Raw genomic sequence first — 25,289 nt, forward strand, 5'->3', positions numbered from 1 at the left:
GTCCTGCAGCCAGGGAGCCTAGCCGACCTGGCCGGAGGTGAGAGCTGCGCGCAACTGGCGCACCGCCGTCGTGCCTCCCGCTATGAACCAGTCGAGGCCGTTGACCCGCACGACGTCGGTTGCGCCGCCGGCCGCCTCGACGATGGCCTTGCCGGGCAGCCAGTCCCACTCGGGGCAGCTGTGCTGGAACCAGCAGTCGAGCTGCCCGTCTGCCACACGGCCGAGGTCGCAGGAGCCGGACCCGAACATGCGCAGCGAGGCCGCCGACGTCGCTGCCGCGTGCCACGGCATGGCGCACATGGGATCGGCAAGCCACGTCGGGTGGATGTACGTTGCCGCGCCGAGTTCAGAAACGGGGGCGTCAGACCGCCCCTTGCCGGATGCGTCGGGGAGGAACGAGACCAGTTTTTCGCCGTTGAGCGTCGCCGCCCGGGAGGTGCCGCCGAGCCAGAGTTTGTCCTCCTCGGGCTGGAAGATGGCTCCGAGGCCTGCGCCGGATGAATCCTTCAGGGCAATGGCCGAGCACCAGTAGGTGGATCCGTGCAGGAAGTTGTAGGTCCCGTCCACGGGGTCGATGACCCAGGTCCGTCCGCTGCTGCCCGCCACGGAGGCGCCTTCTTCGCCCAGGACGGCGTCGTCGGGCCGGCAGCGCCGAAGCTGTTCCAGCACGTAGGACTCGGCGGCGTGGTCGGCGGCCGTGACCACATCCGAGACCGACGTTTTCTGCTTGCCCTCAAGGCCGGCCTGCCGCATCAGCAGCGCCAGGGTTCCGGCCTCGCGGACCAGGGCCTCGGCGAGTTGATAGTCATCCAGCGACGGGTCGAGATCTGCGGTGCTGTGCCGGCCAAGCCGGTGTTTTCCTAGTTCGGTCACGCGTCCCAGACTATCGGCGCCCGTTGGCAGTGAACAGCCGGCGCGGGCAGCCGGCGCGGGAGGCGGCGCGGGCAGCTGCTTGGGACGGGCGATAATGGAGCCATGGCCAAGACACCCGCGCAGCGGATCAAGAAGCACGGCGCTAACGCGGCGGTCCCCCAGCACCATCTCCCCCCGGTGATCAATCCGACCACCGCGCGGACCCCGCAGAAGGCGCAGGGCAACAGCAATCTGATTGTGATCGCCGGCGTTGTGGCCAGCCTGTTCCTGTTCTGGTACCTGCACCTCCTCACCCTCGACCAGCTCACCCAATTGTCGGGCGGCCAGGCCATGCCCGATTCGTTGGTCGGCGGCTTCGACCAAGGATTCGTGGAGCGCTTGCGCGCGGCCATGGACTCCGACGCCCGGGGCCAGCTGAGCTACGTCCACAAGACGGCCGGCATGCTCTTCCCGCTGATTTTTGGCTTCACATGGCTGCTGCTGATCGGCACCAACGTGGCCCGTAAATCACTGCGCTGGGCACTATGGGCCCTTCCGCTGCTCTTTGCTGTCGTCCGGCTGTGGGGCAACACGGTAATCGATGGAATGATGTCCGCGAACACCCTCGACGGCGGGCAGGTCGCCCTGGCGTCCACGCTCACCGTGGCTGGCTGGGTGCTCCTGGCGCTGAGCCTGGTCGCTGGCGCCGCGGCCGTCTTCCTCGGCCGCAAGGGCGCTGATGGTTCCTCCGCCGCGGGACATGTCCAGTCCTAGTCCCGAGCACTGGGCATTTCCCCTGCACCACGCCTCGAGCGCGGGACATGTCCAGTCTTAGCGGCGAACGCTGGGCACAGGGGCACTATGTCCACTCCTCATCACAGCCGAAGGGCATGTCCCCCGGGGAGCTACAGCAGCCAGAGGGCATGTCCAAGCGCGGCTCCGGCTCAGTGCAAGGTCAGTGCGCGTCTGTCAGGAACTCCAGGGCCTGCTCCGCACGCTGCGGGGCCCCCGCCTTCTCAAAGTGGTCCGCGGCTTCCAGCAGGTGCCTCCGGGCTTCGGCCCCATTTCCCAAAGCGGCATGAGACCGGCCCAGCAACAGATATGCCTCGCCCAGAATCTGCGGCGACGTTTTCTCGGGGACCGGGAAGATGCTCCCAAGAGTGTCGACAGCCGCTTTTTGGTCCCCAGCCAGAAAATTCCAGTGGCCACGGTTTAGTTTGAGCAGTATGTGATCTTCTTCGGTGCCGCCGATGACGTCGGTGGCCAACTCAGCGCGTTCGATGCAGCGCAGCGTGTCCGCGTCCGCAACATCGGCGGCAAGCCGCATGGCGGCCGACGCCTTGTTGAATTTGGCCCAAATATCAAGATTTCGCGCCGGAGAGAACGTTTCCGCCGCGAGTTCGTGATACTCAAGCCCCTCCTTCACTTTGTTGCAGAGGAACGCAACATTGCCGATAACCCAGTAGGCCTTTCCGACCAACTGGTCATCGACCTCGTTGGATATATCGTCAGCCAGCAGGAGGCTCTCGTTCCAGGCCTCCTCCAAGCTGCCGCTTTCGGCGAGCGCCGCGATGAGCGCCTGCCGGGCTTTGACGTTATTCTCCACGTCACCCGCACCCCAGGACAGACTCGCTGCCGTTCGCGCTGCGTCGGCCGCCTGCCCCAGCATGCCTGCGCCTTGCCTGGCTTTTGCGAGCAGAATATTTGCTTTGCCGCGGGCATCTTCCGCCGGGGCGCCGGGGGCGCTGACCACCAACTCGGCGGCAAGTACCGCACAGGCCTCAAAGTCGCCGGCGTCGAGCAGATTCTCCGCCTGAAAGAGCCTCATTCCCCAGGCAGCCGTCAGATCGCCGTCGTTCCTCGCGATTTCCGAGGCCATCTGCGCACTGCTGGCCGCACGACCGAAGTCGTGGCTGGTTCGATATTCCCGGGCCTGCAGCTCTGCGGCGGCGTAGGAAGGCGAAACTGAGTTTCGTTGCATGCCTCAATTATCCGTTGCCGCGGGAGCGGAAACGAACCAGCCACGCAAGAAGGACCTCCGCAGGGTTCACGCAAGATTCACCCCATAAGTGCAGATATCACACTTGATCACAATTCATCATGAATTGTTACCTTGTGGCGTGTCCTTTTCCCCTATACTAGGCCTGTATCACATGAGTCACATCAGCCTCTTACGTATCAGGAGTTCAAATGAAGAAAATCCTTGCAACGCTCCTCGTCGCCGGTGCACTCGCCGGCGCCGGCCTGTCCGCCTCGGCAGCTGTCTCTGCCTCCAGCGGTTCGAGCCAGGGCTCTGTTGTAGCAGTTGGCTGGTGGCCGAACTCCACTCCGAAGAACTAACGGATACGGAACGGCTGCGGCGGGCACCGGGCATTATGTCCGGAGCCCGCCGCATTTCTATTTGGGTAGACGGTTTAGCCCGCATCACAGCCAACCTAATGCGACGCCCAGGACAAAAGAGCCCAGGACAAAGAGCCAACCGCAGCCGTCCCTGCCAGCGCGTTTATTCGGACTTATTGCGGTTTATCAATTGCACAATGTCGGCCGCCGGGGCCGGCCGGCCGAAGTAGTAGCCCTGGCCGCTGCCGCACCCCATCTCACGGAGCACCTGGGCCTGMTCCGGTGTCTCGATCCCCTCGGCCAGCGCTTTGAGCCCGCAGGCGTGGATGAGGTGCAGCACGGCGGCCACGAAGTCCCGCTGCTGCTCGTCGTCGCCCAGGCCGCTGATGAGGCTCCGGTCGATCTTGACCACGTTCACGGGCAGCTTGCGCAGGTAGCTGATGGACGAATAGCCGGTTCCGAAGTCGTCGATCTCCAGCTGCACGCCGAGACGCCGCAGGCCGTTGAGCGAATACTGGTCGACGTCCCCTCCATTGACTGCCATGGACTCCGTCAGCTCCACGATCAGGTTTGAGGCATCCACGCCGGTTTCCCTGAGGATGTCGCGCACATGTTCGATCAGTTCGAGATTTTGCAGCTCGGTGGTGGAAATGTTGACGCGGACGTTGAACGTGCTGTCCACCTGCAGTTCCTGCTGCCACGCCCGCAACTGACGCACGGAATTGCGCAGCACCCAGTGTCCCAGGTCCACAATCATGCCGGTTTCCTCGGCGAGGGGGATGAACTGGTCCGGCATGAGGAGGCCGCGCTCGGGGTGGTTCCACCGGACCAGCGCCTCGACGCCTTCGATTCGGCCCGAGACGAGGTCCACCACCGGCTGGTAATGCAAGGTCAGCTGGTCCTGCCGGATGGCTTCGCGCATTTCGGTAATCATGACGCTCTGCAGCCGGCGCGCGTACAACAGAGCCGGCTCGAAGACTTTGATGCTGCTGTGCGGCTGCGCCTTGGCGGCGTACATGGCGGTGTCGGCCTCCATGACCAGGTCATCGACGCTCTGACCGGGTTCTGCAATCCGGAGGCCGATGCTCGTCCCGCACGTGATTTTCAGGTCCCCGACGTCGAGGCTCTCGTTGAGCGCGGCGAGGATCCTGTTCGCCACCCTGCGCGCCCGGACCAGGTTGGACTTCGGCAGCATGATGGCGAATTCGTCGCCGCCGAGGCGGGCCACCGTGTCAGTCTCGCGGACCGCGTCCTGGAGCCGGCGCGCGATGACCCGCAGGACGTCGTCGCCGGCGCTGTGCCCCAGGGTGTCGTTGATGCCCTTGAAGGAATCGAGGTCGAGAATCAGGAGCGCCGGCGGCATCTCGCCGCGGGAGGACTCCGCCAGGGCATGGCTCAGGACCGAATTCAGGGCCGTGCGGTTGGCGAGCTGGGTCAGGGGGTCGGTCAAGGCCATGCGTTCGAGTTCCACCTGCGCCTCGCGCAGCATGGCAGTGCGGCTTTCGACCCGTTCCTCCAGCTCCTGGTAGATGGTCTGCAGGTCATCGGCCATCAGGTTGATGCCCGCGATGACGGCGGCAACGTCGTCGCGGGCCCCGGAATGGGGAATCCTGGTGCTCAGATCGCCGCCGGCGATCCGCACAATGCCCTCCACGAGGGCGTGCAGCCTGGGGTCCGGCGCGTCATTCTTCACGGGCATACTGCCTTAGCCATTCGACGGCGGCGGGTTCAGAGGTGAAGAACTGCGCCGGGATCGTCTCGCTTTTGGAGCGCAGGAGGTAGTGGGCAATGACCCGGTCCACGGGGCTCTCGCCCACCAGGGCGAAGGCCGTCGCCGCGATGGAACCGCTGTAGACCTGCCGCGCCTCAATGCTGACACCGACGACGCCGGTAATCACCAGGAGCACCGGCACCCGCCGGCCCGCGGCGAGTGCACGGACGGCCTCGCCGGCGACGCGGGCCTCCGGCCCTTCGATTTCTTCGTTTGGAGGCAGCAGGACCTCGATGATTCCGCCGTCGATCATCCGCACGCCGATGGCGCGGGCGGCAATGCCGTTCGTGAAGGCCCCATCGACCGCCGGGACCGCGGCTTCAGCCGCCGCCTCCAGGATTGCGCCGGCCGCCATCGCTGGCAACCGGTCCGCAGCCATCGCCTGCAACCGGTCCGCGGGCGGCCGCTCGTCCGGCCCGGCCAGGGCCTCCAGCGTCATCGGACCGCAATTCGACGGCGGCGGTCCGTGGAACCCCGGAGGTCACGGTTCAGCCGGCGGTCACCGTGATAGAGAATCGTTTCCCAGTCGATTTCCTCGGCTGTCTTGGCTATCACAGGGCTCTCCTTCACTGTCTTGGGCCGGGGGCTGACATACAGCCAGTTAACCACCCCGAGGAATACATCCACCGCGGAGTTGAAGACACCGATGTAGGCGTGGATCGCGAAGGCGGCAAGCACGGCATTGAGGGAGGCGAAAGCGACGTTGCCCCAGTTGCCCATTTGGGCGTCCCGCCACACGGTCAGCAGCGAGAACACGACTATCGCGTACGGCGTGAGGACGTAGATGGCCGGGGCGGCGGTGCGGTCCTTGACCTTGGGAGTGCGGGCGAAGGGAATCTTGTCGCCCGTGACGGCCTGCTGCAGCGATTTCAGCACGCCGGCAAGGTTAACCGGCAGCAGCACGAGGTTGAAGCCGTAGATCCGGAAGATGTCGGTGAAACGGTGCCCGCAGTCACGCAGGTCGCTGCCCATGGCGAGGAAGTACGGCAGGGCCGCGAGGAACACGATGGGGCTCAGCAGCCGGCTGTCGTAGGGGTACGCCAGGAGGAAGACGAGGCCAAAGCTGGCCCAGGCGATCGACGCCATGTAGTTCACCCGCAGCAGCACTTCCCTGAACAGGATCGCCCGGCGCTCGGAGCGGTGCTGGCGGAGCTGGACCCACAGCTTGGGCAGGATCAGCAGGCCACCGTTCGCCCAGCGCCGGCGCTGGACCACGAGGGAGCCGAAGTCCGGGGGCGTGGCGCTGTAGCTGAGCCGCTCCGGATAGTTCACCAGTGTCCAGCCGTGCTGGCCGAGGTCGATGCTCGATTCCGTGTCTTCGATGACCGTCCGGTCCTGGATGTAAGTCCGGATCTCGAAGCCACCGGTGCTCTCGACCTCGACGATGTCCTCCAGGGCGTTCTTGCGGATGACGGCGTTGGCGCCCACCCAGAAGGTTGCACCGTAGTAGGTCATGCCCTGGTGCAGGATGTGCTGGAGGTCGGTGGTGGCCCCGGCGACCCGCTCGATGCGGGTGGGGGCTCCGCGGAAGGAAGAATACGGCGTCTGGGTGACCGCCACGCGCTCGTTGCCGGCCGATTCCAGGAAGTAGACCAGCCGGAGGCAGTAATCGCGCAGAAGCAGCGAGTCGGCGTCGAGCGTCAACAGGTAGGTCGTGTCACGGACCGCCATGAAGTCGCTGTCCAGGTCAGGGCCGACGCCGGCCGGCGCCTTGCGCAGGACCACGCCGTCGGCGGTGGTCTCCTTGTGCCAGGTGTGCCCCATCAGCGAAATGTAGGCGTTGAGGTTCATGGCCTTGTTCGCCTCATGGGAAAGGCTGGAGTACTTCTTGCGTTCAAACGTCTCCGTGGCGACGTTGAAGATCCAGGTCAGCCGGAGGTACAGCTCTTCGATCCGCGACCGCGGCGGTGAGGTCTGCTGCACGAAGGCAGCGTTCAGGCCCACGAGCACGAGCCGCAACTCACGGGCCAGGCCCATGAGGACGAGGTCGACGAAGAACTCGTCGACGTGGTCCTCCACTGTTTCGGCGGCGGCCATCGATTCAAGCCATTGGGCGGCGGCCTCATATTCGGAGATCAGCAGGGCCAGCTCAGCCGCCGGGCCGTTCCCGCCGGCCTTTTCCCGGAGCCGGTAGGCGGCGAGCGCGGCGTTGAACCGCGCGGCCGGGACGCTGAGCTCGGCGGCAATCTCGGCGGTCAGCGCCCTGGTCTTTTCCAGCCGGGCAAGATCGCCCGGGTCCGAGGGGTGCGGTGGGTCATCGAGCAGCAGCACCACCTTGAGATCAGGAAATTCCTGCAGTGCGGCGGACCACAGAGTGGCGCGAACCACCTGGGGTTCTTCGGCGTAGGAGGGGACCAGGACCGTGATGCCCTCGGAGTAGTCGGCGAAGTGGCGGTCCAGCTCGCCGCGCGGAACCCGTGAATGGTCGCGGAAGCGATAAAGGGCCCCTTGCCTGGCCAAAAGATACATAAGTGCAGAAAACGTCAGGAATGTTACGACGACCAGATAGGAAACCGTCTCAAACTGAAACCTAAAACCCGCGTTCGGGTTGTCAGCAAGCTCTTTCAGAATGGTGGAAATGACGTAGGAAACCCACGCCGCCAGCGTCGTGAGAATTCCCAGGCGGCCAAGGATTATTTTGCGCCTGGACGGTCGCGGGTGAACTATTGACAGTGGCTCCGAACGACGCTCGGACCCCCATTGACGGCGCCGGACCGCGCCCTTTTGTTCGGTGGTCACACTTTCGGCATCCACGCGCGGCAAGTCAAGCTGATCTGGCATTAGTCCCCATAAGACTGCAAAGTCGGCATATTGGCGCGCGCCTACGGCAAAACCCGCACGCCGCACCGGAATGTTCCGGTGAGTGCCCTTATGATAATGCAAGGTCAGACGCTTGCCGGACATCAGACACCCCGGAAATTACACGAGCTGATACCGGCTGCCGGCGCGTGCCCGGCCGCTCACCAAAAAACGCACAAGGGGGGCCCTGTGTCCGAACGATTCCCAGGCCGCAAACTATCGGTTGTCCGGCTGGGCGTGCTGATCACTGCCGTGGCGGCTGCCGCAGCCAGCGGCGTGGTCGCATGGGGCAACTTCCAGGACGTCCGGGCGGCCGAGGCCATTCCGTCCGTCTTCTCGGGCTACGTCGACGTCACGGCGACGCCCCGGTACGCCTTCGAGGCCCCGGCCTCCAAGGAAGCCGAAAAGGTGGTGCTGTCCTTCGTCGTCGCTGATCCCAAGGATGCGTGCACGCCGTCCTGGGGCGCCGCCTACTCCCTCGCCGACGCCGCATCCTCGCTGGATCTGGACCGGCGAGTGGCTCGCCTTCAGCAACTTGGCGGCACCGTGGCGGTGTCCTTCGGCGGTCTGGCCAACCAGGAACTCGCCGTCACGTGCACCGATCCGGCCAAGCTGAAGGCGGCCTACCGGACCGTCGTCGACCGCTATGACGTCGGCAGCATCGATCTGGACGTCGAAGGCGAGGCCCTCGCGGACCCGGCAGCCCTTGAACGGCGTTCCGTGGCGGTCGCCGCGCTCCAGCAGGACCGCCAGCGCGACGGGAAGTCCCTGAGCGTCTGGCTGACGCTGCCGGCGGATCCGAACGGCCTCACGACGGCGGGCAGCGACGCCGTGACAAGGATGATCACCGCCGGGGTGGACCTCGCCGGGGTGAACGCGATGACCATGGACTATGGCGGGAGCAGGCTGGCCGGCCGGTCGATGTACGAGAACGCGGTGTCCGCCGCGGAAGCAACCCACCGGCAGCTGACCGGGCTGTACCGGGCCGCCGGCACCGAGCTGGGCAGCGAGACCGTCTGGCGGAAAGTCGGACTGACACCGATGATCGGCCAGAACGACGTCGCCGGGGAAATTTTCACCCTCCAGGACGCGAAGGAACTCAGCGCCTTCGCCAGTTCCCGCGGCATCGGCCGTCTCTCCATGTGGTCCCTGAACCGTGACCGCACCTGCAGCCAGAACTTCCCGGACGTCACGAAGGTCTCCGATGGCTGCAGCGGCGTGGACCAGGGCAGCTCATCCTTCGCCACGATCCTGGGAGCGGGCGTCCTGGCCACCTCCTCGGCCTCACCCGCCGCCGCGGCTGCATCGACGCCGGCGCCGGCCGTCAGTGACAACCCCTCCACCAGCCCGTACCCGGTGTGGTCCGAGACCACCGCCTATGCCGCGGGTGAGCGGGTCGTGTGGCACTCCAACGTGTACGAGGCCAAATGGTGGACCCGCGCCGACACCCCGGATGACCCCGTCCTGCAGGGCACCGCGACCCCGTGGCGCATCATCGGCCCGGTGCTGGCCGCAGACCGTCCGACGCCGCAGCTGACGGCACCGGCCGGCACGGCCCCGGCGTGGCAGCCGGCCACGGTCTACCGCAAGGGCGACCGCGTGCTCTTCGAGGGCCGGGTCTTCGAGGCCAAATGGTGGACCCAGACCGACAGCCCCGAGGCTGCGCTGCAGGGATCGCCGGAGTCGCCGTGGTCAAAGCTGCGGGACGAGGAACTGCTGAAGATCATGGGCAAGGCGACGGCGGTGCCCAGCGCGAGCGCGACCCCTACGGCGACCGCACCCTAGCGCCGGCGCCAATAGTCCGGCGCCAATAGACCGGCGCCAATAGACCGACGCCACTAAACCGGCGCCCTAAGGGCGTCGATCTCAGCGGGTCCGCCTCAGCCCGTCTGGGCGCGGGCCCGCTTGCGAAGCGTGCGTTCGTGCTGGACCCGCTGGGCGAGGACCAGGCCTGCCGCGGCGACGCCAAGCGTAATGGGGTAGCCCATGAGCCGCTCCAGGGTGCCTGGTTCCGGCACGTGCATGCCTGTCAGGCCGCCTGCGATGAGTGCCGCCGAGGACACGATGCCGCAGGCCACGATGAACCACCCGAGCGGCGTCTGCCTGAGCCACAGCCAGCCGAGGACCAGCAGCGCCAGGGCCCCGGCTGCGAAGTACATCAGGGCGCCGGCGACATGCCAGCCCGATCCCGTGTCTTCGGGCACCAGGCCCACGATGATCGTTCCCGCCCCGGCGGTGCCGGTCAGGAGGCGGGCGGCGCCCGCGGCGACCACCCCCGCTCCCCAGCGCCCCCGGCCCGGCATCCGGCCGTGCATCCGGCCGTGCACGCCGCCCTGCACGCCGCCGTGCCTGACGGGCACGCCGGCCCGCGCGGCACAGCACATGAGCGCCGAGCCAAGCAGGAGCGCACCGACGATCATGCCCAGGCCCTGGATCACAAACGATGCGTTCATCAGCAGATGCGCCGGCGAGCAGACGTCCCGGCCAGAGAAGTCCCCGCAGGACACGGCGCCGAGGTCGCTGATGTACCCCGTGCGGCGGCTGTAGGGTTCTGCGCCCGCCCAGGCGCCGATCACCGCCGATTCAGCCACGAAATACTGCAGCACGCTCAGCTTCGCCAGGGCCCCGACGTAAAACCGGGTCGCGGCCACATCGGGGTAGTAGAGGGCGCCGGCGGAAAGCTCGGTGGTTCCTGCGGTCATGCCAAGAGCGTAGTACGCGCGCTCACCTTGTATGCTTATATCCGTGTCCGACCGGACCGGCCCTGGGCCGGGCTGCGGACGCCCGCCCTCGTAGCTCAGTGGATAGAGCACGGCTCTCCTAAAGCCGGTGTCGTTGGTTCGATTCCAATCGAGGGCACTTGAACATTCCTGCCCCGGACGAAACCCCGGACACGGGTCCGGACTTTGACCTCCGCGCCTACCTGCGTGGCTCCTGGTCCGTCGACCGCACCCTGCTGGACCGCAGCACCGGGATCAGCGGAACCTTCATCGGCGTCGTGCGCTTCACGGACCTCGACGACGGCGGCCTGGTGTGGCGTGAAGAGGGCACCGTGCACTGGACCTCTTTCAGCGGCGCGCCTTTCACCGGGCCGGCCAGCCGGGAATACCTGTTGCGGTCCGCGGACACGCCGGAGGTCCTGGACGTGTACTTCCCCGACGGCCGCCCCTTCCACCGCATGGGCTTCTCCGGGCAGGCCAACCGCGACGTGCACTGGTGTGACCCCGACACGTACCGCGTGAGCTACCAGGTCCTCGGACCGGACGACTGCGGCTACCGCTGGGACGTCACCGGGCCCGCCAAGGACCAGCTGCTGGAGTCCGTCCTGCATCGGCTGAAAGCAGGCCCAGACGCAGGACCAAACCTCAGGGGTGTCGAATGAACCCCCGCATTGTCGTCTCCGCCGTCTGCGTTTTCGACCGCTCCGGACGCCTCCTGACCGTCCGCAAACGGGGCACGGACAAGTTCATGCATCCCGGCGGCAAACCGGAGGCCGGCGAAACCGCTGCCCAGGCGGCGGCGCGTGAGCTCCGGGAGGAAGTGGGGATTGTGCTGGCCCCGGACCGGCTGGACCTGCTGGGTTGCTGGGTGGCGGACGCCGCCAACGAGGCTGCCACCCAGATCGAGGCCACCGTCTTCACGGCGCCGGGGGTGTGGAGTGCCCGGCCATCGGCGGAAATCGCCGAGATCCGGTGGCTCGACCTGGCCGCCGAGCTTCCCGGGGACCTGGCCCCGCTCCTGACAGACCATGTGCTGCCGGCGCTGTCCGCCAAACCGTCAGCCCACCAGCACAGGTAGCGGGGGCCCGGTCGCGCGGCTCGGTACCGCGACCCAGTAGACCGGCCCAGTACACCGGCCCAGTACCGCGGCTCAGTACCCGGGCACGGCTTCCTGGGCAACCGCGGTGGCCTCGGAGAACTGCGTGCGGTACAGCTCCGCGTAGCGGCCCTCGGCGGCGAGGAGTTCCTTGTGTGTCCCGCGCTCCACGATCGAGCCGTCCTCCACCACCAGGATCGCGTCGGCTGCCCGGATTGTGGAGAGCCGGTGGGCGATCACTACGGCGGTGCGGCCTTCCAGCGCGGCGCCCAGCGCCTCCTGGACGGCGGCCTCGTTGGTGGAGTCCAGCGCGGCGGTGGCCTCGTCGAGGATGACCACCCGGGGCTGCGCGATGAGCAGGCGCGCGATCGTCAGGCGCTGCCGCTCGCCGCCGGAGAGCCGGTAGCCGCGCTCCCCCACCACCGTGTCCAGGCCCTCGGGCAGGGACCGGATCATGTCTTCGAGCCGGGCGCGCCGCAGCGCATCCCACATCTGCTCGTCGGTGGCCTCGGGGCGGGCCAGGCGCAGGTTGGAGGCGATGCTCTCATGGAACAGGTGGCCGTCCTGCGTCACCATGCCGAGGGTCGCGCGCATCGAGTCGAACGTGAGGTCGCGGACGTCCACGTCCGTGCCGGGCGTGGTGCCGCCGAAGCGGACCGCGCCGGAGTCGACGTCGTACAGGCGCGAGAGGAGCTGGGCGATGGTGGACTTGCCCGCGCCGGAAGAGCCGACCAGGGCCACCGTCTGCCCGGGCTCCACCCGGAAGCTGATGCCGTGCAGCACTTCCTCGCCGCCGCGGGTGTCCAGGGTCAGCACGTCCTCCAGGGAGGCCAGCGAGACCTTGTCCGCCGAGGGGTAGGCGAAGCGGACGTCGTCGAACTCCACCGAGAGCGGACCGGGCGGGGAGGCCACGGCGTCTGGCTTCTGCTGGATGAGCGGCTTGAGGTCCAGGATCTCAAAGACACGCTCGAAGCTGACCAGGGCGCTCATCACCTCCACCCGCGCGCTCGAGAGGGCCGTGAGCGGCGCGTAGAGGCGGGTGAGCAGCAGTGCCAGCACGACGACGTCGCCCGCGTTCAGCTGCCCGGCCAGCGCGAGCCAGCCGCCCAGGCCGTAGACCAGCGCCAGGGCCAGGGCCGAGACCAGAGTCAGCGCCGTGACGAAGGTGAACTGCAGCATGGCGGTGCGGACACCGATGTCCCGGACCCGGCCGGCCCGCAGGGCGAACTCGCGGGATTCCTCGTCGGGGCGGCCGAAGAGCTTGACCAGGGTGGCGCCGGGCGCGGAGAAGCGCTCGGTCATCTGGGTTCCCATGGTGGCGTTGTGTTCGGCGGCTTCGCGCCGCAGGTCGGCCAGCTTGGAGCCCATTCGGCGGGCCGGGATCAGGAAGATCGGCAGCAGGATCATGGCGAGCACCGTCACGAGCCAGGACTTGTTGAGCATCACCGCAAGGGTCAGGGCGAGGGCCACGACATTGCTGACCACGCCCGAGAGCGTGCCGGCGAAGGCCGACTGCGCCCCTATGACGTCATTGTTCAGCCGGCTGACCAGGGCCCCGGTCCGGGTCCTTGTGAAGAAGGCGATCGGCATTTTCTGGACGTGGTCGAAGACCTTGGTGCGCAGGTCCACGATCACGCCTTCACCGATGGTGGAGGACAGCCAGCGGGTCACGAGGCCCAGCCCCGCCTCGGCCACCGCCACAATGGCGATCAGGACAGCAAGCCAGATCACTGTGGAGGCCTCGGCATGGGCGATGATCTCGTCGACCACCTGCCCGGCGAGGACCGGGGTGGCAACAGCCAGGAAGGCCATCACAATGGACAGCAGCACGAAGGCGATCAGCTTGCCGCGGTGCGGGCGGGCGAAGCTGAAGACGCGCTTCAGCGTCTCCTTGGAGAACGGCTTGGACCCGCTGGAGGCGCGGGTGATGTTGTAGAGGGAGCTCCAGGCGACCCGGTCCATGCTCATGTGGTGCTGCCTTTCGGGGCATCGGCGTGCAGTTCGGTGACGACGCCGCTTTCGACGTTCCAGCGGGCGTCCAGGCGGACGTTTTCGAGCAGCCTGCGGTCGTGGGTGACCAGCAGCAGCGCGCCGTCGTAGCTGTCGAGGGCTTCCTCGAGCTGCTCAATGGCGGGCAGGTCGAGGTGGTTGGTGGGTTCGTCCAGCACCAGCAGGTTCACGCCGCGGGCCTGCAGCAGCGCCAGGGCGGCCCGGGTCCGCTCCCCCGGAGACAGGGAGTCGACGGGCCGGTTGGTGTGATCGGCCTTGAGGCCGAACTTGGCCAGCAGGGTGCGCACTTCCGCCGGAGTCTGCTCCGTCAGGACGGCCTCGACGGCGTCGCCCAGCAGCAGATCGCCGGCCAGCAGGCCGCGTGCCTGGTCGATCTCCCCAATGGCCACGGACGCACCCATGGAGGCATCGCCGGAGTCGGGCTGCTGGACGCCGAGCAGGAGCCGGAGCAGGGTGGATTTGCCGGCACCGTTGGGGCCGGTAATCCCGATCCGTTCGCCCGCGTTCAGCTGCAGGTTCACCGGGCCCAGGGTGAACCCGCCCTGCTGCGCGACGGCGCCCCGCAGGGTGGCCACCACCGAGCTGGACCGGGGGGCCGCCCCGATGCTGAACTGCAGCTGCCATTCCTTGCGCGGTTCCTCGACTTCTTCGAGCCGGGCGATGCGGGACTCCATCTGCCGGACCTTCTGGCCCTGCTTTTCGGAGGACTCGGTACTGGCCGCCCGCCGGATCTTGTCATTGTCCGGGTTCTTTTTCATGGCGTTCCGGACGCCCTGGGAGCTCCATTCGCGCTGGGTCCGGGCCCGGGAAACGAGGTCGGCCTTGGTGTTGGCGTACTCCTCGTAGCGTTCCCGGGCGTGCCGGCGGGCGACGGCGCGTTCCTCCAGGTACGCCTCGTAGCCGCCGTCGTAGACCGCCACCGAGTTCTGCGCCAGGTCCAGCTCCACGATCGTGGTGACGCAGCGGGAGAGGAACTCGCGGTCGTGGGAGACCAGGACGACGCCGCCGCGCAGTCCCTGCACGAACGCCTCCAGCTTGGCCAGGCCGTTGAGGTCCAGGTCGTTGGTGGGCTCGTCCAGCAGTACGACGTCGAAGCGGCTCAGGAGCAGCGCGGCGAGCGCCACGCGGGCCGCCTGGCCGCCGGACAGGCCGGTCATTCCGGCGTCGGGCCCCACATCGAGGCCAAGGTCCGCCAGGACCGGCGGGATGCGGTCTTCCAGGTCGGCTGCGCCGGAGGCCATCCAGCGGTCGAAAGCCAGCGAGTAGGCGTCGTCGGAGCCGGGAGCGCCGGAGCCCAGTGCTTCTGCGGTGGACTCCATTTCCAGGGTGGCCTGCGCGCAGCCCGTGCGCCGGGCGATGTAGCCGGCGACCGTTTCGCCGGCAATCCGCTCGTGTTCCTGCGGCAGCCAGCCCACAAAGGCGTCGGCCGGGGCCAGGCTTACTGTGCCTTCCTGAGGTTCGTCGACGCCGGCGAGCAGGCGCAGCAGCGTGGACTTGCCGGCACCGTTGGCGCCGACGACGCCCACTACGTCACCGGGAGCTACGGTCAGGGACAGCTTTGAGAAGAGGGTGCGGTGATCGTGACCACCGGAAAGGTCCTTGGCAACAAGGGTTGCAGTCATTAGTTCATCCTCTCACTGCGGCCCAAACGGACCGCCCCGACGGGCAGAACCCGCCCGTCCCGGCAGGCCGAAAAGCAGCCGGGCATAGAAGAACCCGCCGGTCCGGACTTGGGGGGTGTACGGACCAGCGGGTTCGACCATTTAGCATAGTTGAATTAGGACCTCACGTAAAATCCCAGCCCGCTGCGCCACACCGCCGCCATCTCCCGCCTCGACCGCCGCTGCCCCACCGAGTGCCAGTACCCACACTGCCCATCGACTCCGCAGGAAGCCATAGATGCCATTACCCGCTAAGGCGTTCCAACTCTGGCTTCATCGCGTTGCTCCGACGGAGAGCACGGCCGATATCTGCAGGATTTCCGGCATCAAGCGCACCACATTTGCCCAGCAGCTGGTGCGCGGGAAGGTGGCCGAAACCACCCTGGTCAGCATCAGCCGGGCCCTGGATCTAAGTCCGCTGGCGGAACTGGCGTCCTTCGACCACTATGCCGAGCTGGCCACCGCGCCGCAGCCGCCAACCCCGGCCGAACTCGTCAGCCAGGTGGCCACCATGGATCTGCTGCGCGCCGTCATTTCACGCTCCTCCCCCGCGTACGGCGGCTATGGTGACCACGGCAGCTCCATGACCCGCGCACTGTCCCCCGCCCCGCATGCCACATCAGTCCGGAACTGGGTGGACGCGATCGACGACGGTGAGTTGCGTCACCGGGTTTCTGCCGCCACCGGCGTGGCGCCGCAAAATTACTCGGCCCAGCTCACCGCCAACAGGCTGTCCCCCGAACTGGCGGTCGCGACAGCCCGCGCGGCGGGCGTAGGATTCACGGGCGGGTTCGTCGCCACGGGCCTGATAACCGAGGAAGAGGCCGGCTGGACGCAGGGGGCGAAGCAGGCCGCCTTGGATTCCCTCTCCGACGGAGACCTTAGCGCCCTGGCCGGAGAGCGGCTCCAGGCGCTCGGAAAGTCCTTGCGGCGCCAGGAGCACGAGCAGGCACAAACAGAAAAAATTTGGGAGAACCTCGGATGATCGCGATCCTGCAGTGGGCCACGCTGGCAGTGTGCTGCGTGGTCACGCTGGCCCGCCTGCCGTACGCCCTCCGTGGGCAGAACCGGTCCCTGTTCTCCATCTTCGCGCTCATGACCCTGGCGATCCTGCTCAGCATCGAGGCGCCCTATGTGGCCGTGGACCGAGCCCTCGGAGGCATGAACGTCGCCAATCTCGTGCTACGCTTCGTCATTTTCGCCGCCATCTTTTTCCTGGGGTTCCGGGTGGCCCGGGGATTCAGCGCGGACGACGCCCTGCGGCTGATCACCGGCCCTGTCGGCATCGCGGTCGCCGTAGCCGCCTCGGCTGTGGTGGTAGCGGTCTTCCTCATGATGGACACCGCCGGATCCTCGGCGGGGCTGGTCACGGTGTTCGCCAAGGATGAGCGCAATGCCGCCTTGGTGGAGTATTACGGGGCCGCCGGGCGGCTTTATCCGGCGTACATAACCCTGGCCCTGTTTCCGGCGATGGTGCGGACCCTCCGCAGCGGCCTCCCGGCCCTGGTGCGGTTCAGCGCGGGGTTGCTGGCGCTGGGTACCGTGGCTATTTCCTTGAGCCTTCTGTCCCCGGTCATTCCCCCGTCACTCGGATTCATGCGGTTCGTCCTCAACTACTCGGCCGTTCTGTGCCTGGTCCTTGGGCTTTCCTTGATCTGGCTGGCGAAGGCGCTTGCTATGCGGGCGACTAAGAAGCAAGCTGGCCTGACCTGAGAGTCGTTCGGCTGGGCAGGCGAGCCATGTGGGGGTACCCGGAATGATTGCAACCCTCCAATGGGGGACGCTGATCATCTGTTCCGTGGTGTTCCTCCTCCGCGTCCCGGATGCGATCCACGGGCGGAACAGGACCGTTTTCTGGATCCTGTTCCTTGCGACCCTGTGCAGCCTGCTCTCGGTCCCCGGCCCCTATGAGGCAATCGACGCGGCTCTGGGGGGATGGAACCTTGCCCACCTGCTCCTGCGTTTCCTCGTGTTCGCGGCGGTCCTGCTGGTCGGTCTGCGCGTCGCGAAAGGACTGGCAGACGGTCGCGGCTACCGCCTCATTGCGGGCCCGGCCGGGGGCTGGGCCCTGGCCCTCAGCGCTGCCGCAGTGGCGGTAATTTTCTTCCTTATGGACACCCGCGGGTCCTCGGTCGGCATGCTGGGCATCACCGACAACGGTGGACACAACGCCGCCCTGGCGCCGTTCTACGCCGCGGCCGGCCGCACGTATCCCGCCTTCGTCTCCCTGGCCCTGCTCCCGGCATTGCTGGCCACCGCCAGAAGCCCCCTGCCGCGGCTGGTGCGTGCCGGGGCAGTCATGACGTGCATGGGCGCCCTCGCCACAGCCTTGAGCTTCCCCGCCTCCTTTGCCCCGGAGGACTGGATCCTCGTGCAGCAAACCATCAACTATTCGGCCGTCCTGGGGTATGTCCTGGGCCTGGGACTGTTCTGGGCTTCCGGGCTCGCCGCAAAGAAAACTGGTAACGCTCGCGCAACATTGCGCAAGAACAACGGGTAGGCCATTCACAAAATCATTAGACCGTGAAAGAATCATGAATGTGTGAAAGCGGCAATCGCTTCGTGTACGGAAGTCAGCCGTGCGAAGCAGAGGCAGTCGTCCAAGCGCCATTGGGGGGATGAGTGGTAGCGGTCCGCAAGGACCGCTCCCACTCAGCCTGCTTAACGGCGTTTTCCCTGCACTTCAGCGCTGGAACCTCAGCGTGACCAGCTGGAACGGCCGCAACGTAAGCTCGGCAGAGTCGGGACCGGCAGCCACTCCCGGCGCATCGACAGGCCGTTCCAACAGATCCACGGCGAGTATCCCGCGGACCGGGAAGTTGGCCTTCACGAGGCCGGTGGAGCGTTCCCCGAGCGATTCGTACAGCCGGACAATCACGTCTCCGGAGCCGTCTTCGGCGAGTTTGACCGCTTCAACGACGATTGCCTGGTTGACCACGGTGACCAGCGGCTCCACCGTGTGGGCACCCTGTACAACCCGCGGGGGGAGGTTGGTGCGGTAGCCCTCTTCGACGGCGTCCGCGATCGTGGCACCGGGCCGGATCGTGACGTGCAGCTCGTGCCTGCCCTGGTCGGCGCCGGGATCCGGGAACTTCGGCGCCCGCAGCAGCGAGACCCGCACCGTGGTGGTGGTGCCGCCGTCGTCCTCCCGGACGTTGCGCGTCACGTCGTGGCCGTAGCTGGACGCGTTGGAGACCGCCACCCCGTAGCCGGGCTCGGCGACGTGGATCCAGCGGTGGGCGCAGATCTCGAATTTCGCGGCTTCCCAGGACGTGTTGACATGAGTGGGGCGGAACACGTGGCCGAACTGCGTCTCCGCCGCGGACCGGTCGGCCCGGACGTCCAGGGCGAAGCCGAGCTTGAGCAGTTTTTGCCGCTCCTGCCAGTCCACCAGGGTGGTGATCGCGAGGGAGCCTGCGCCCGCGGCCAGCGTAATCCGCTGGGTCACGGCCGAGGACCCGGCCATCCGCTCCACCACCACGACGGCGTCCGGGCTTTGCCCCCGGGGGTCGCGCTCCAGGGTCACGGAACGCGCCTCAACCAGGCGGACGACGTTCCGGCGGTAGAAGGCGTCGATGTCCCACGCGTCCCATTCATTCGGCGTATCCCGGTGCAGTTCCAGGAGGTTGCCGGACTCCCCGGGAGCGATCGCCTCCCGCCCGGTGGTGTGATCGATGAGCGAGGCCAGCAGCCCGTCGGCATCGACCACCGCCCGGATGATGCCGTTGTCCAGGATGTAGCCGCCGTCCGCCTCGGTGACCGACACCGGCTGTCCGGGCCGGACGGGTTCTGCAGCACCCAACGCCGGCACTCCCTGGCGCTCCTGCGGGGCGGCGTTGAGGAGGAATTCCCGGTTGCCGGGGCCCAGGGCCGCGGCCGCGGCGTTCGTGATGATCGTTTCCAGCCCCCGTTCGACGGCGGCGTAGTTCCGTTCGGCGTCCTGGTGGACCCACGCGATGGAACTGCCCGGCAGGATGTCATGGAACTGCTGGAGAAGGACCAGCCGCCAGAGTCGCTTGAGCTCCGCGGCAGGGTAATGGTGCCCCGCGCGCACGGCCGCCGTGGCACTCCAGAGTTCGGCTTCCCGGAGCAGGTGCTCGCTGCGCCGGTTGCCCAACTTGGTCTTGGCCTGGCTGGTGTAGGTTCCCCGGTGCAGTTCCAGGTACATCTCCCCCACCCAGACCGGCAGGGGCTCATACTCGGCCTGGGCCTGCTCGAAGAAGCTGGCTGCCGAGCCGATCCGAACCTTCGGGGAGCCTTCCAGGTCCGCCGTGCGCTGCGCCGCGGCCAGCATCTCGCGGGTTGGGCCGCCGCCGCCGTCGCCGTACCCGAAGGGCACCAGGGATGTGGCCCCGCGGCCGTGGTCCCGGTAGTTCCGTTCGGCGTGCGCCAGGTCCCGGGCACTGAGGTCGGAGTTGTAGCTGTCCACCGGCGGGAAATGGGTGAATACGCGGGTGCCGTCGATGCCCTCCCAGTTGAAGGTGTGGTGCGGCATCCTGTTGACCTGGTTCCACGAGATCTTCTGGGTGAGGAACCAGCGGCTGCCTGCGGCCTTGATGATCTGCGGGAGCGCTGCGGAATACCCGAACGTGTCCGGGAGCCACGCTTCCTGGCATTCGACCCCGAATTCGTCCAGGAAGAAGCTCTTGCCCTCGAGGAACTGCCGCGCCATGGCCTCGCCGCCGGGCATGTTGGAGTCCGATTCGACCCACATTCCGCCGACGGGAACAAACTGGCCGGCGCGGACTTTGTCCCGGATGCGCCCGAACAGCTCCGGGTAGTACTCCTTCATCCACGCAAGCTGTTGGGCCGAGGAACACGAAAAGATGAACTCGGGATGTTCGTCCATCAGCGCCACCACGTTGGAGAACGTCCGGGCGCACTTGCGGATGGTTTCCCGGACGGGCCACAGCCAGGCCGAATCGATGTGGGCGTGGCCCGTGGCCACGAGCTGGTGCGCCGAGGCGTAGGCCGGCTGGGACAGGACGTCGGCCAGGGCGGCCCGCCCGGCGTCCGCGGTGCCGGCGACGTCGTCGGGGTCCATGATGTCCAGCATGCGTTCGAGCGCCCGCAGGATTTGGTGCCGGCGGGGCAGGTCCATGGGCAGTTCGTGCATGAGCCCGCTGAGCGTGAAGATGTCCTGCTGGAGTTCCCAGGCCGCCTGGTTGCGTTCGGCGATCGCGATCCTGCCCAGGCGGTACTTGGGCTCGCTGCCCGAGGTGGCTTTGTCGCCGTACGGCGTGGCGGCAAAGGTCCAGTTCTGGGACAAGTCCGGGTTGGCCGCGGCTTCGACATAGAAGTCAACGGCCATGCCGCTGCCCAGGAGCTTGAGCGGAATGTACTGGTTCCGCGGTGAAACCGCCTTGATGATGGTCCCGTCGGACCGCCAGGCGATGCCTTCGCACTGGAAGCCCGGGGCGTCGGCGCTGAAACCCAGGTCCACCAGGACTTCCACCGAGGTGCCGGCCGCGGCTCCCCAGCCGTCCGGCACGTCGCCCCGGAGCCGGAGCCACTTGGTGCTCCATGGCCGGCCCCAGGCCGCTCCGTGTTCCTGGGGCGTGAACTCGTGCCGGAGGGCTTCCAGCACGGGCACGGGTTCGTCCGGCACGTCCCAGCTGCTCAGCGTCAGCGGGACGCTGCGCGGGTAAACGGCGGGGGCGATGCGGTCACGCAGAAAGCGGTCCAGCCGGACTTCCGTAAGACGGCGGTCGTCGTGCAATGTGTTCCTCTTCAGCGCTGGGGGCGTCCGATTGGCTCCAATCGATGGATAAAACTTACGCCGAGGGGAACCCGTTGGCCAAGTGTTGCTGCTAGCTGGCCGCGGGGGCCGGGACTGCGACGCGCTGCTGGCCTGCGTAGACGTTCAGGCTGGTCCGGCGGCTGAACCCTGCCAGGGTCATCCCGCTGGCCTCGGCCAGTTCGACGGCCAGGCTGGAGGGTGCGCTGACTGCGGCGAGGACCGGGATTCCGGCGAGGGCTGCCTTCTGGACGAGCTCGAACGACGCCCTGCCGGAGACCTGCAGCACGGTGCCCCGGAGCGGGAGCAGGCCTTCGCGGAGGGCCCAGCCCACTACCTTGTCCACGGCGTTGTGCCGTCCGACATCTTCCCGGAGGCACAACAACTCCGCCGAGCCGTCGTCGGCGATTCTGAAGAGCCCGGCGGCGTGCACCCCGCCGGTGAGGTCGAAGACCTCCTGGGCGGACCGAAGGGCATCCGGGAGGGCCGCGAGCGTTTCGACGGGAACGGTCAACGGATCCTGTGCCGGGCTGTAGTGCGAGGATTTTCGCACGGCATCGATCGAGTCCGTCCCGCAGATGCCGCACGAACTGGACGTGAAGACGTTTCGGCCGGTCTCCGGCAGGACGACGTCGGGCCGCAGTTGGGCCTCCACGACGTTGAAGGTCTGGATCCCGTCGGCGTCTTCACCGGCGCAGAACCTGAGCGAAACCAGCTGCTCAGGTGTCCAGATGATTCCTTCGGAGACCAGGAACCCCGCGACGAGGTCGAAGTCGCTGCCCGGCGTTCGCATGGTGACGGAGAAGGACATGTTTCCGAGCCGGATTTCCAGCGGTTCCTCGACGGCGAGGACGTCCTCCCGGTGCCGGACCGGGAATTCGAGGGCGTGCGCGGACCCGTCCAGGACAATTTTGTGCACTTTGCGGCGCTGCGTCACGCGGCCCATCGGGTACTCCTTGGCAACATATTCATTTGGGTTTGGCTGATTCCATCATTGCAAGTGCCTGATCCTGAAGCCAGCGCAGCCGGCGGCCGGTATCCCGCGTCGGAGGGTGTTCAGCCCAGGAGGGCGCTCCAGTCGACCGGCCCGTCGCTGGCCGCGGTTTTCCTGGCGGTCCGCTTCGCCGCAGGCTTCGCCACGGGAGCTGCCGAGGCGTCAGGGATCGGCGCACCCCACGGGAGCGCGAACGCGGGGACCAGCTCTCCCAGCTGAACTCCATGGGGCGGGACCACCAGGACGCCGTCGGCGGCGGCCAGGCCCCGCATCATTCCCGGGCCGGTGTGCTGCGCCGGGGATGCCATGCCGTAGAGCAGCCGGAAGGGCATGAGCCGGGTCCGGCCGGGATCGGCGTCAATCGTCGAACCGCAGGGCACCTCGCTGAGCGGCCGCAGGGAACCGTGCCCCAGGGCGGCGAGGAGCGGGGCTCCGATCGTGGACAGCGCCATCATGGCCGCGAGCGGGTTTCCCGGCAGGCCGAGGATATACCGGCCGTCCGGCAGTTCGGCCAGCACGGCCGGGTGGCCCGGCCGCATCGCGATCCCGTCGATCAGCAGGCGTCCGCCCAGCTCGGCGACCGAACGCCTGAGGTGGTCCGTTCCGGAGCGTCCGGTGCCGCCGGTGGTGATGACGACGTCGGCTGGCAGGCTTTCACCGGCAGGATCGCTGTCCTCGAGGGCGGCGATCCATTCTGCGTAGGAATCGCCGACTTTCACTTCTTCGGTGCAGATCCCGCCGAGCATTCCCACCACAGCTGCCAGCTGGGGTCCGAACGTGTCGCGGACTTCCCCGGGCGCCGGCCTCCCGGATGCCACCACCTCGGAACCGGTGAAGACCAGTCGCACCACGGCCTTGCCAAGCACCGGAAGCGCGTCGTGTCCGGCCAAGGCGGCGAGGGCCAGGTGGGCGGGATTCAGGACCGCGCCGCTCTTGACCAGGACGTCCCCGGCGGCGGCTTCTTCTCCGGCTTTCCTGATGTGGTCGCCGTTGCGCGGGTCCCCCGGCTTCGCGGTGCCGCCGAGTTTCAGCACGGGCAGGCCGTCCTCATCGGCGTCGATGATGCCGCTTTCGCTGCGCAGCACGGCCTTGGCCCCGGCGGGGATGAGGCCTCCGGTGGCGATCGGGCTTGCCTGGTGCGGTGCCAGCCGCTGGTCCGGTTCGGCCAGGATCCAGGGACCGCTGCCGTTGACGGCCCAGCCGTCCATGGCGGAGGAGGCATAGTGCGGCATGTCCTGCAGGGCCAGCACGTCAGCGGCCAGGGTGCGGCCCAGCGCCTCCCGGAGCGGGACGGGGGCGGCCGGGATGGGCGTGGCACAGTCGAAGGCGAGCTGCCGGGCCTCCTGCCATGTGTGGGCCAGGTGCCGGTGCGGCGCGTCCGCAGCGTCCTGGTTGCCCGCATCCTGGTCCGCAGTGGCCTGGTCCGCGTCCGGCCCTGCTGTGTCCTCGTCTACCGTGTCCTCGTCTACCGCGTCGCGGTCCGCGTCCAGCCCTGCCGGGGCCTCCGTGAGGGCGTCCGAGTCCGTGAGGGGGTCCGTGCGGCCGCCTTCGGGGACGTTCCCGCCATGGACGGCCGGTCCGGCGTCGTCCGCAGCCGCAGCCGTCATGCCCCGGATGCTTCGGATGCTTCGGAGGCCGCGTAGTCCTTGGCGAGCCGGCGCGCTACTGCCATGGCGTCCTGCATGGACAGGGAGTCCGTCGCCCGCCCGGAGCCGGAGGCCAGGCCGGCGGCGTAGCCGGCAATGAATGTGGTCAGCGGCGCGGCCGGGCGCACTATCGAGTGGGCGGCCACCCCTGCCAGGGAGAGGACCTCGTTCACGTCAATCTCAACGTCTTCCAGCTCCAAGGCCTGGAGCAGGGCACGGCACCAGTCTTCCAGCGTTTCATCCTGGCTTTTCACCGTTTGCCTCCATGGTCGCGTTCAGCTGGGGAGTTCCGTGCCGGGGCCCGGACCGAGGCCTGGAATTGTGTCCGATACCCCCAACGCGGACGCATCATCCCAGGTATCAACATCGTCCGTGGACCCGGGGGGAACGCGGACTTCCCGTACGTCCAGCCTAGCAAGAAGGGAGAAGGCCGACGCGTTTTCCAGGCTGCCCCGATGCCGGGCGTCCGTAACACTTTGTTGTAGCGCAGCTGTGCCATAAAAACCCGCTAGCGGCTGCTTCCGGCCGTCCTGGGAGACGGCCATGACCCCGTCGCCCCGGCCTGGTTCCGGCGCAGCCGCCAGGGAGGCCTCCAGCGATTCGGCCAGTACCCGGACGGCAGCGGAGGACCTTGGCATGTCACAGGCAAGGACCAGGATAAACGGCGCCGGAGCAGCGTCCCCACGCCGGACGGAATGGCCCGAGGCCAGCGCGTCCAGGCCCGCGGCGATGGCAGCGGCCGGCCCGGCGAAGGGCGGCTCCTCCCGGCAGGTCAGGACGCCGTCGGGCAGGTTCCCCGGGTCCGGCCCGACGACGACGGCGCGCCCCGCCCCGCCCGCGGCGCCCAGTGACCGCTCGAGGAGGGTGGCGCCGTCGTACACCAGCCGGGATTTGGGCACGCCGCCCAGGCGGGAGGACCTCCCCCCGGCGAGAATGATGGCATCGAACTCCACCGGTTCAGCCTAGCGCGGCGCCGGCTACGGGCAGATCTGGCAGGCCCCGCGCGGCCCAGAGGTCAGGCGGCCGATTCCGGCAGCAGGAACGGATCCCAGGCGGGCGTCGGCTTCTCGAGTTCCTTGATCTGCCAGATCGCGCCCTTCGGGGGGCCCGGAACAAACCCGATCTTCCAGCCCATCTCCGCCGGAGTGTGGTCGCTCTTGGCGTTGTTGCAGCGCAGGCAGGCCGCTACCAGGTTCTCCCAGGAATCGGCGCCACCCCGGGACTTGGGCTGGACGTGGTCGATCGTGTGCGCCGCCTTGCCGCAATAGGCGCAGCGGTGGGCATCCCGGCGGAGCACGCCGCGGCGGCTCACGGCCGTCATCGTGTTGTATCTCGGACGGATGTAGCGGTTCAGCAGGATCACGGACGGGCGGCCCAGGATGTCCTGGGGGCCGACGACGGGGTCGTCCCCTTCCGCCACAACGCTGGCCTTTCCGGTCAGGACAAGGACGAGCGCCCGGCGGAAGGTGATTACCGCCAGTGGTTCATATCCAGCATTCAGAACGAGAGTGCGCATCCGCATACCTCTTCACGGCCGCACCCGCCAGCGGCACGAGGGCCGGCTGCCCTCTGCATGGTCGGGCTATGGATCGACAAGACAAGAGTAAACACTCAGGTGCCGGATCACCGAATATTTTTTCACCGGCGCGGCCGTGCGCGCGCA

The 25,289-nt window shown here is 67.5% G+C and carries 22 protein-coding genes and 1 tRNA gene; 9 read left to right on the top strand and 14 right to left on the bottom strand.

The features are described 5' to 3' along the window. Window positions 1-18 precede the first annotated feature (18 nt). A complete protein-coding gene (locus AC1DEY_RS06670) occupies window positions 19-873 on the bottom strand; it encodes an inositol monophosphatase family protein (protein WP_441409938.1) in 855 nt (284 codons plus the stop codon). Between the two features lie 102 nt (window positions 874-975). On the opposite strand from AC1DEY_RS06670, the gene AC1DEY_RS06675 reads away from it, so the two are divergent. Further along, entirely contained in the window at window positions 976-1,626 is a 651-nt protein-coding gene (locus AC1DEY_RS06675) for a hypothetical protein (protein ID WP_476867258.1), read from the top strand. A 181-nt stretch (window positions 1,627-1,807) separates the two neighbouring features. Here the strand turns inward: AC1DEY_RS06675 and AC1DEY_RS06680 are convergent, their stop codons facing one another. Beyond that, window positions 1,808-2,833, bottom strand: coding sequence for a hypothetical protein (locus AC1DEY_RS06680; protein ID WP_476867259.1), 1,026 nt, complete (start codon window positions 2,831-2,833; stop codon window positions 1,808-1,810). 209 nt (window positions 2,834-3,042) lie between these two features. Between AC1DEY_RS06680 and AC1DEY_RS06685 the strand changes: the two genes are divergently transcribed. Next, a complete protein-coding gene (locus AC1DEY_RS06685; RefSeq protein WP_164468567.1) occupies window positions 3,043-3,192 on the top strand; it encodes a hypothetical protein in 150 nt (49 codons plus the stop codon). 163 nt (window positions 3,193-3,355) lie between these two features. On the opposite strand, the gene AC1DEY_RS06690 is transcribed toward AC1DEY_RS06685, so the two are convergent. Genes AC1DEY_RS06690 through AC1DEY_RS06700 form a run of 3 tightly spaced genes read right to left on the bottom strand, consistent with a single transcriptional unit; the run spans window position 3,356 to window position 7,432 of the window. Next, complete coding sequence (locus AC1DEY_RS06690; protein ID WP_476867260.1) at window positions 3,356-4,885, bottom strand: putative bifunctional diguanylate cyclase/phosphodiesterase; 1,530 nt, start codon at window positions 4,883-4,885, stop codon at window positions 3,356-3,358. Beyond that, the gene (locus AC1DEY_RS06695) at window positions 4,875-5,402 is read right to left on the bottom strand and encodes a DUF7793 family protein (protein WP_476867261.1); all 528 of its coding nucleotides are present in this window, start codon (window positions 5,400-5,402) and stop codon (window positions 4,875-4,877) included. Before AC1DEY_RS06695 ends, AC1DEY_RS06690 begins: the two co-directional genes overlap by 11 nt. Further along, on the bottom strand, window positions 5,399-7,432 hold the full coding sequence (locus AC1DEY_RS06700; protein WP_476867262.1) for a glycosyltransferase family 2 protein: 2,034 nt from the start codon (window positions 7,430-7,432) through the stop codon (window positions 5,399-5,401). Before AC1DEY_RS06700 ends, AC1DEY_RS06695 begins: the two co-directional genes overlap by 4 nt. Before the next feature lie 519 nt (window positions 7,433-7,951). Between AC1DEY_RS06700 and AC1DEY_RS06705 the strand changes: the two genes are divergently transcribed. Next, the gene (locus tag AC1DEY_RS06705) at window positions 7,952-9,547 is read left to right on the top strand and encodes a chitinase (RefSeq protein WP_476867263.1); all 1,596 of its coding nucleotides are present in this window, start codon (window positions 7,952-7,954) and stop codon (window positions 9,545-9,547) included. 95 nt (window positions 9,548-9,642) lie between these two features. Here the strand turns inward: AC1DEY_RS06705 and AC1DEY_RS06710 are convergent, their stop codons facing one another. After that, a complete protein-coding gene (locus AC1DEY_RS06710; RefSeq protein ID WP_476867264.1) occupies window positions 9,643-10,464 on the bottom strand; it encodes a DUF998 domain-containing protein in 822 nt (273 codons plus the stop codon). A gap of 84 nt (window positions 10,465-10,548) precedes the next feature. On the opposite strand from AC1DEY_RS06710, the gene AC1DEY_RS06715 reads away from it, so the two are divergent. The 3 genes from AC1DEY_RS06715 to AC1DEY_RS06725 all read left to right on the top strand — a co-directional run bounded on the left by AC1DEY_RS06715 (window position 10,549) and on the right by AC1DEY_RS06725 (window position 11,560). After that, window positions 10,549-10,621 (top strand) — tRNA-Arg (locus tag AC1DEY_RS06715). Between the two features lies 1 nt (window position 10,622). Beyond that, complete coding sequence (locus AC1DEY_RS06720; RefSeq protein ID WP_476867265.1) at window positions 10,623-11,144, top strand: DUF6314 family protein; 522 nt, start codon at window positions 10,623-10,625, stop codon at window positions 11,142-11,144. Further along, the gene (locus AC1DEY_RS06725) at window positions 11,141-11,560 is read left to right on the top strand and encodes an NUDIX hydrolase (RefSeq protein ID WP_476867266.1); all 420 of its coding nucleotides are present in this window, start codon (window positions 11,141-11,143) and stop codon (window positions 11,558-11,560) included. The genes AC1DEY_RS06720 and AC1DEY_RS06725 overlap by 4 nt, the downstream gene beginning before the upstream one ends. 72 nt (window positions 11,561-11,632) lie before the next feature. Here AC1DEY_RS06725 and AC1DEY_RS06730 read toward each other — a convergent pair whose 3' ends face one another. Together AC1DEY_RS06730 and AC1DEY_RS06735 are read right to left on the bottom strand one after the other, a co-directional pair. Next, entirely contained in the window at window positions 11,633-13,546 is a 1,914-nt protein-coding gene (locus AC1DEY_RS06730; protein WP_441409930.1) for an ABC transporter ATP-binding protein, read from the bottom strand. Further along, a complete protein-coding gene (locus AC1DEY_RS06735; protein ID WP_476867267.1) occupies window positions 13,543-15,210 on the bottom strand; it encodes an ABC-F family ATP-binding cassette domain-containing protein in 1,668 nt (555 codons plus the stop codon). The genes AC1DEY_RS06730 and AC1DEY_RS06735 overlap by 4 nt, the downstream gene beginning before the upstream one ends. A 277-nt stretch (window positions 15,211-15,487) precedes the next feature. Here AC1DEY_RS06735 and AC1DEY_RS06740 point away from each other — a divergent pair, with 277 nt between their 5' ends. The 3 genes from AC1DEY_RS06740 to AC1DEY_RS06750 are packed head-to-tail and all read left to right on the top strand — an operon-like array spanning window position 15,488 to window position 17,749. After that, window positions 15,488-16,234, top strand: a complete 747-nt coding sequence (locus AC1DEY_RS06740; protein WP_476867268.1) for a hypothetical protein — start codon at window positions 15,488-15,490, stop codon at window positions 16,232-16,234. Then, window positions 16,231-16,962, top strand: a complete 732-nt coding sequence (locus AC1DEY_RS06745; RefSeq protein ID WP_476867269.1) for a hypothetical protein — start codon at window positions 16,231-16,233, stop codon at window positions 16,960-16,962. The genes AC1DEY_RS06740 and AC1DEY_RS06745 overlap by 4 nt, the downstream gene beginning before the upstream one ends. A gap of 43 nt (window positions 16,963-17,005) precedes the next feature. Then, window positions 17,006-17,749: a hypothetical protein gene (locus tag AC1DEY_RS06750; protein WP_476867270.1), complete on the top strand. Its 744-nt coding sequence runs from the start codon at window positions 17,006-17,008 to the stop codon at window positions 17,747-17,749. 183 nt (window positions 17,750-17,932) lie between these two features. Here the strand turns inward: AC1DEY_RS06750 and AC1DEY_RS06755 are convergent, their stop codons facing one another. The 6 genes from AC1DEY_RS06755 to AC1DEY_RS06780 all read right to left on the bottom strand — a co-directional run bounded on the left by AC1DEY_RS06755 (window position 17,933) and on the right by AC1DEY_RS06780 (window position 25,142). Beyond that, window positions 17,933-20,968, bottom strand: a complete 3,036-nt coding sequence (locus AC1DEY_RS06755) for an alpha-mannosidase (protein WP_476867271.1) — start codon at window positions 20,966-20,968, stop codon at window positions 17,933-17,935. Between the two features lie 91 nt (window positions 20,969-21,059). Continuing rightward, complete coding sequence (fdhD, locus tag AC1DEY_RS06760; protein WP_476867272.1) at window positions 21,060-21,932, bottom strand: formate dehydrogenase accessory sulfurtransferase FdhD; 873 nt, start codon at window positions 21,930-21,932, stop codon at window positions 21,060-21,062. Between the two features lie 110 nt (window positions 21,933-22,042). Continuing rightward, window positions 22,043-23,587 (bottom strand): molybdopterin molybdotransferase MoeA, encoded by a 1,545-nt coding sequence (locus tag AC1DEY_RS06765; protein WP_476867273.1) that lies wholly within the window; start codon window positions 23,585-23,587, stop codon window positions 22,043-22,045. After that, on the bottom strand, window positions 23,584-23,880 hold the full coding sequence (locus tag AC1DEY_RS06770) for a DUF6457 domain-containing protein (protein ID WP_476867274.1): 297 nt from the start codon (window positions 23,878-23,880) through the stop codon (window positions 23,584-23,586). The genes AC1DEY_RS06765 and AC1DEY_RS06770 overlap by 4 nt, the downstream gene beginning before the upstream one ends. A gap of 21 nt (window positions 23,881-23,901) precedes the next feature. Continuing rightward, entirely contained in the window at window positions 23,902-24,579 is a 678-nt protein-coding gene (gene mobA, locus AC1DEY_RS06775) for a molybdenum cofactor guanylyltransferase (protein WP_476867275.1), read from the bottom strand. A gap of 62 nt (window positions 24,580-24,641) precedes the next feature. Next, window positions 24,642-25,142 (bottom strand): HNH endonuclease, encoded by a 501-nt coding sequence (locus AC1DEY_RS06780; RefSeq protein WP_229993807.1) that lies wholly within the window; start codon window positions 25,140-25,142, stop codon window positions 24,642-24,644. Window positions 25,143-25,289: the final 147 nt, after the last annotated feature.

The sequence above is a fragment of the Arthrobacter sp. 05T47 genome (genome assembly GCF_056395825.1).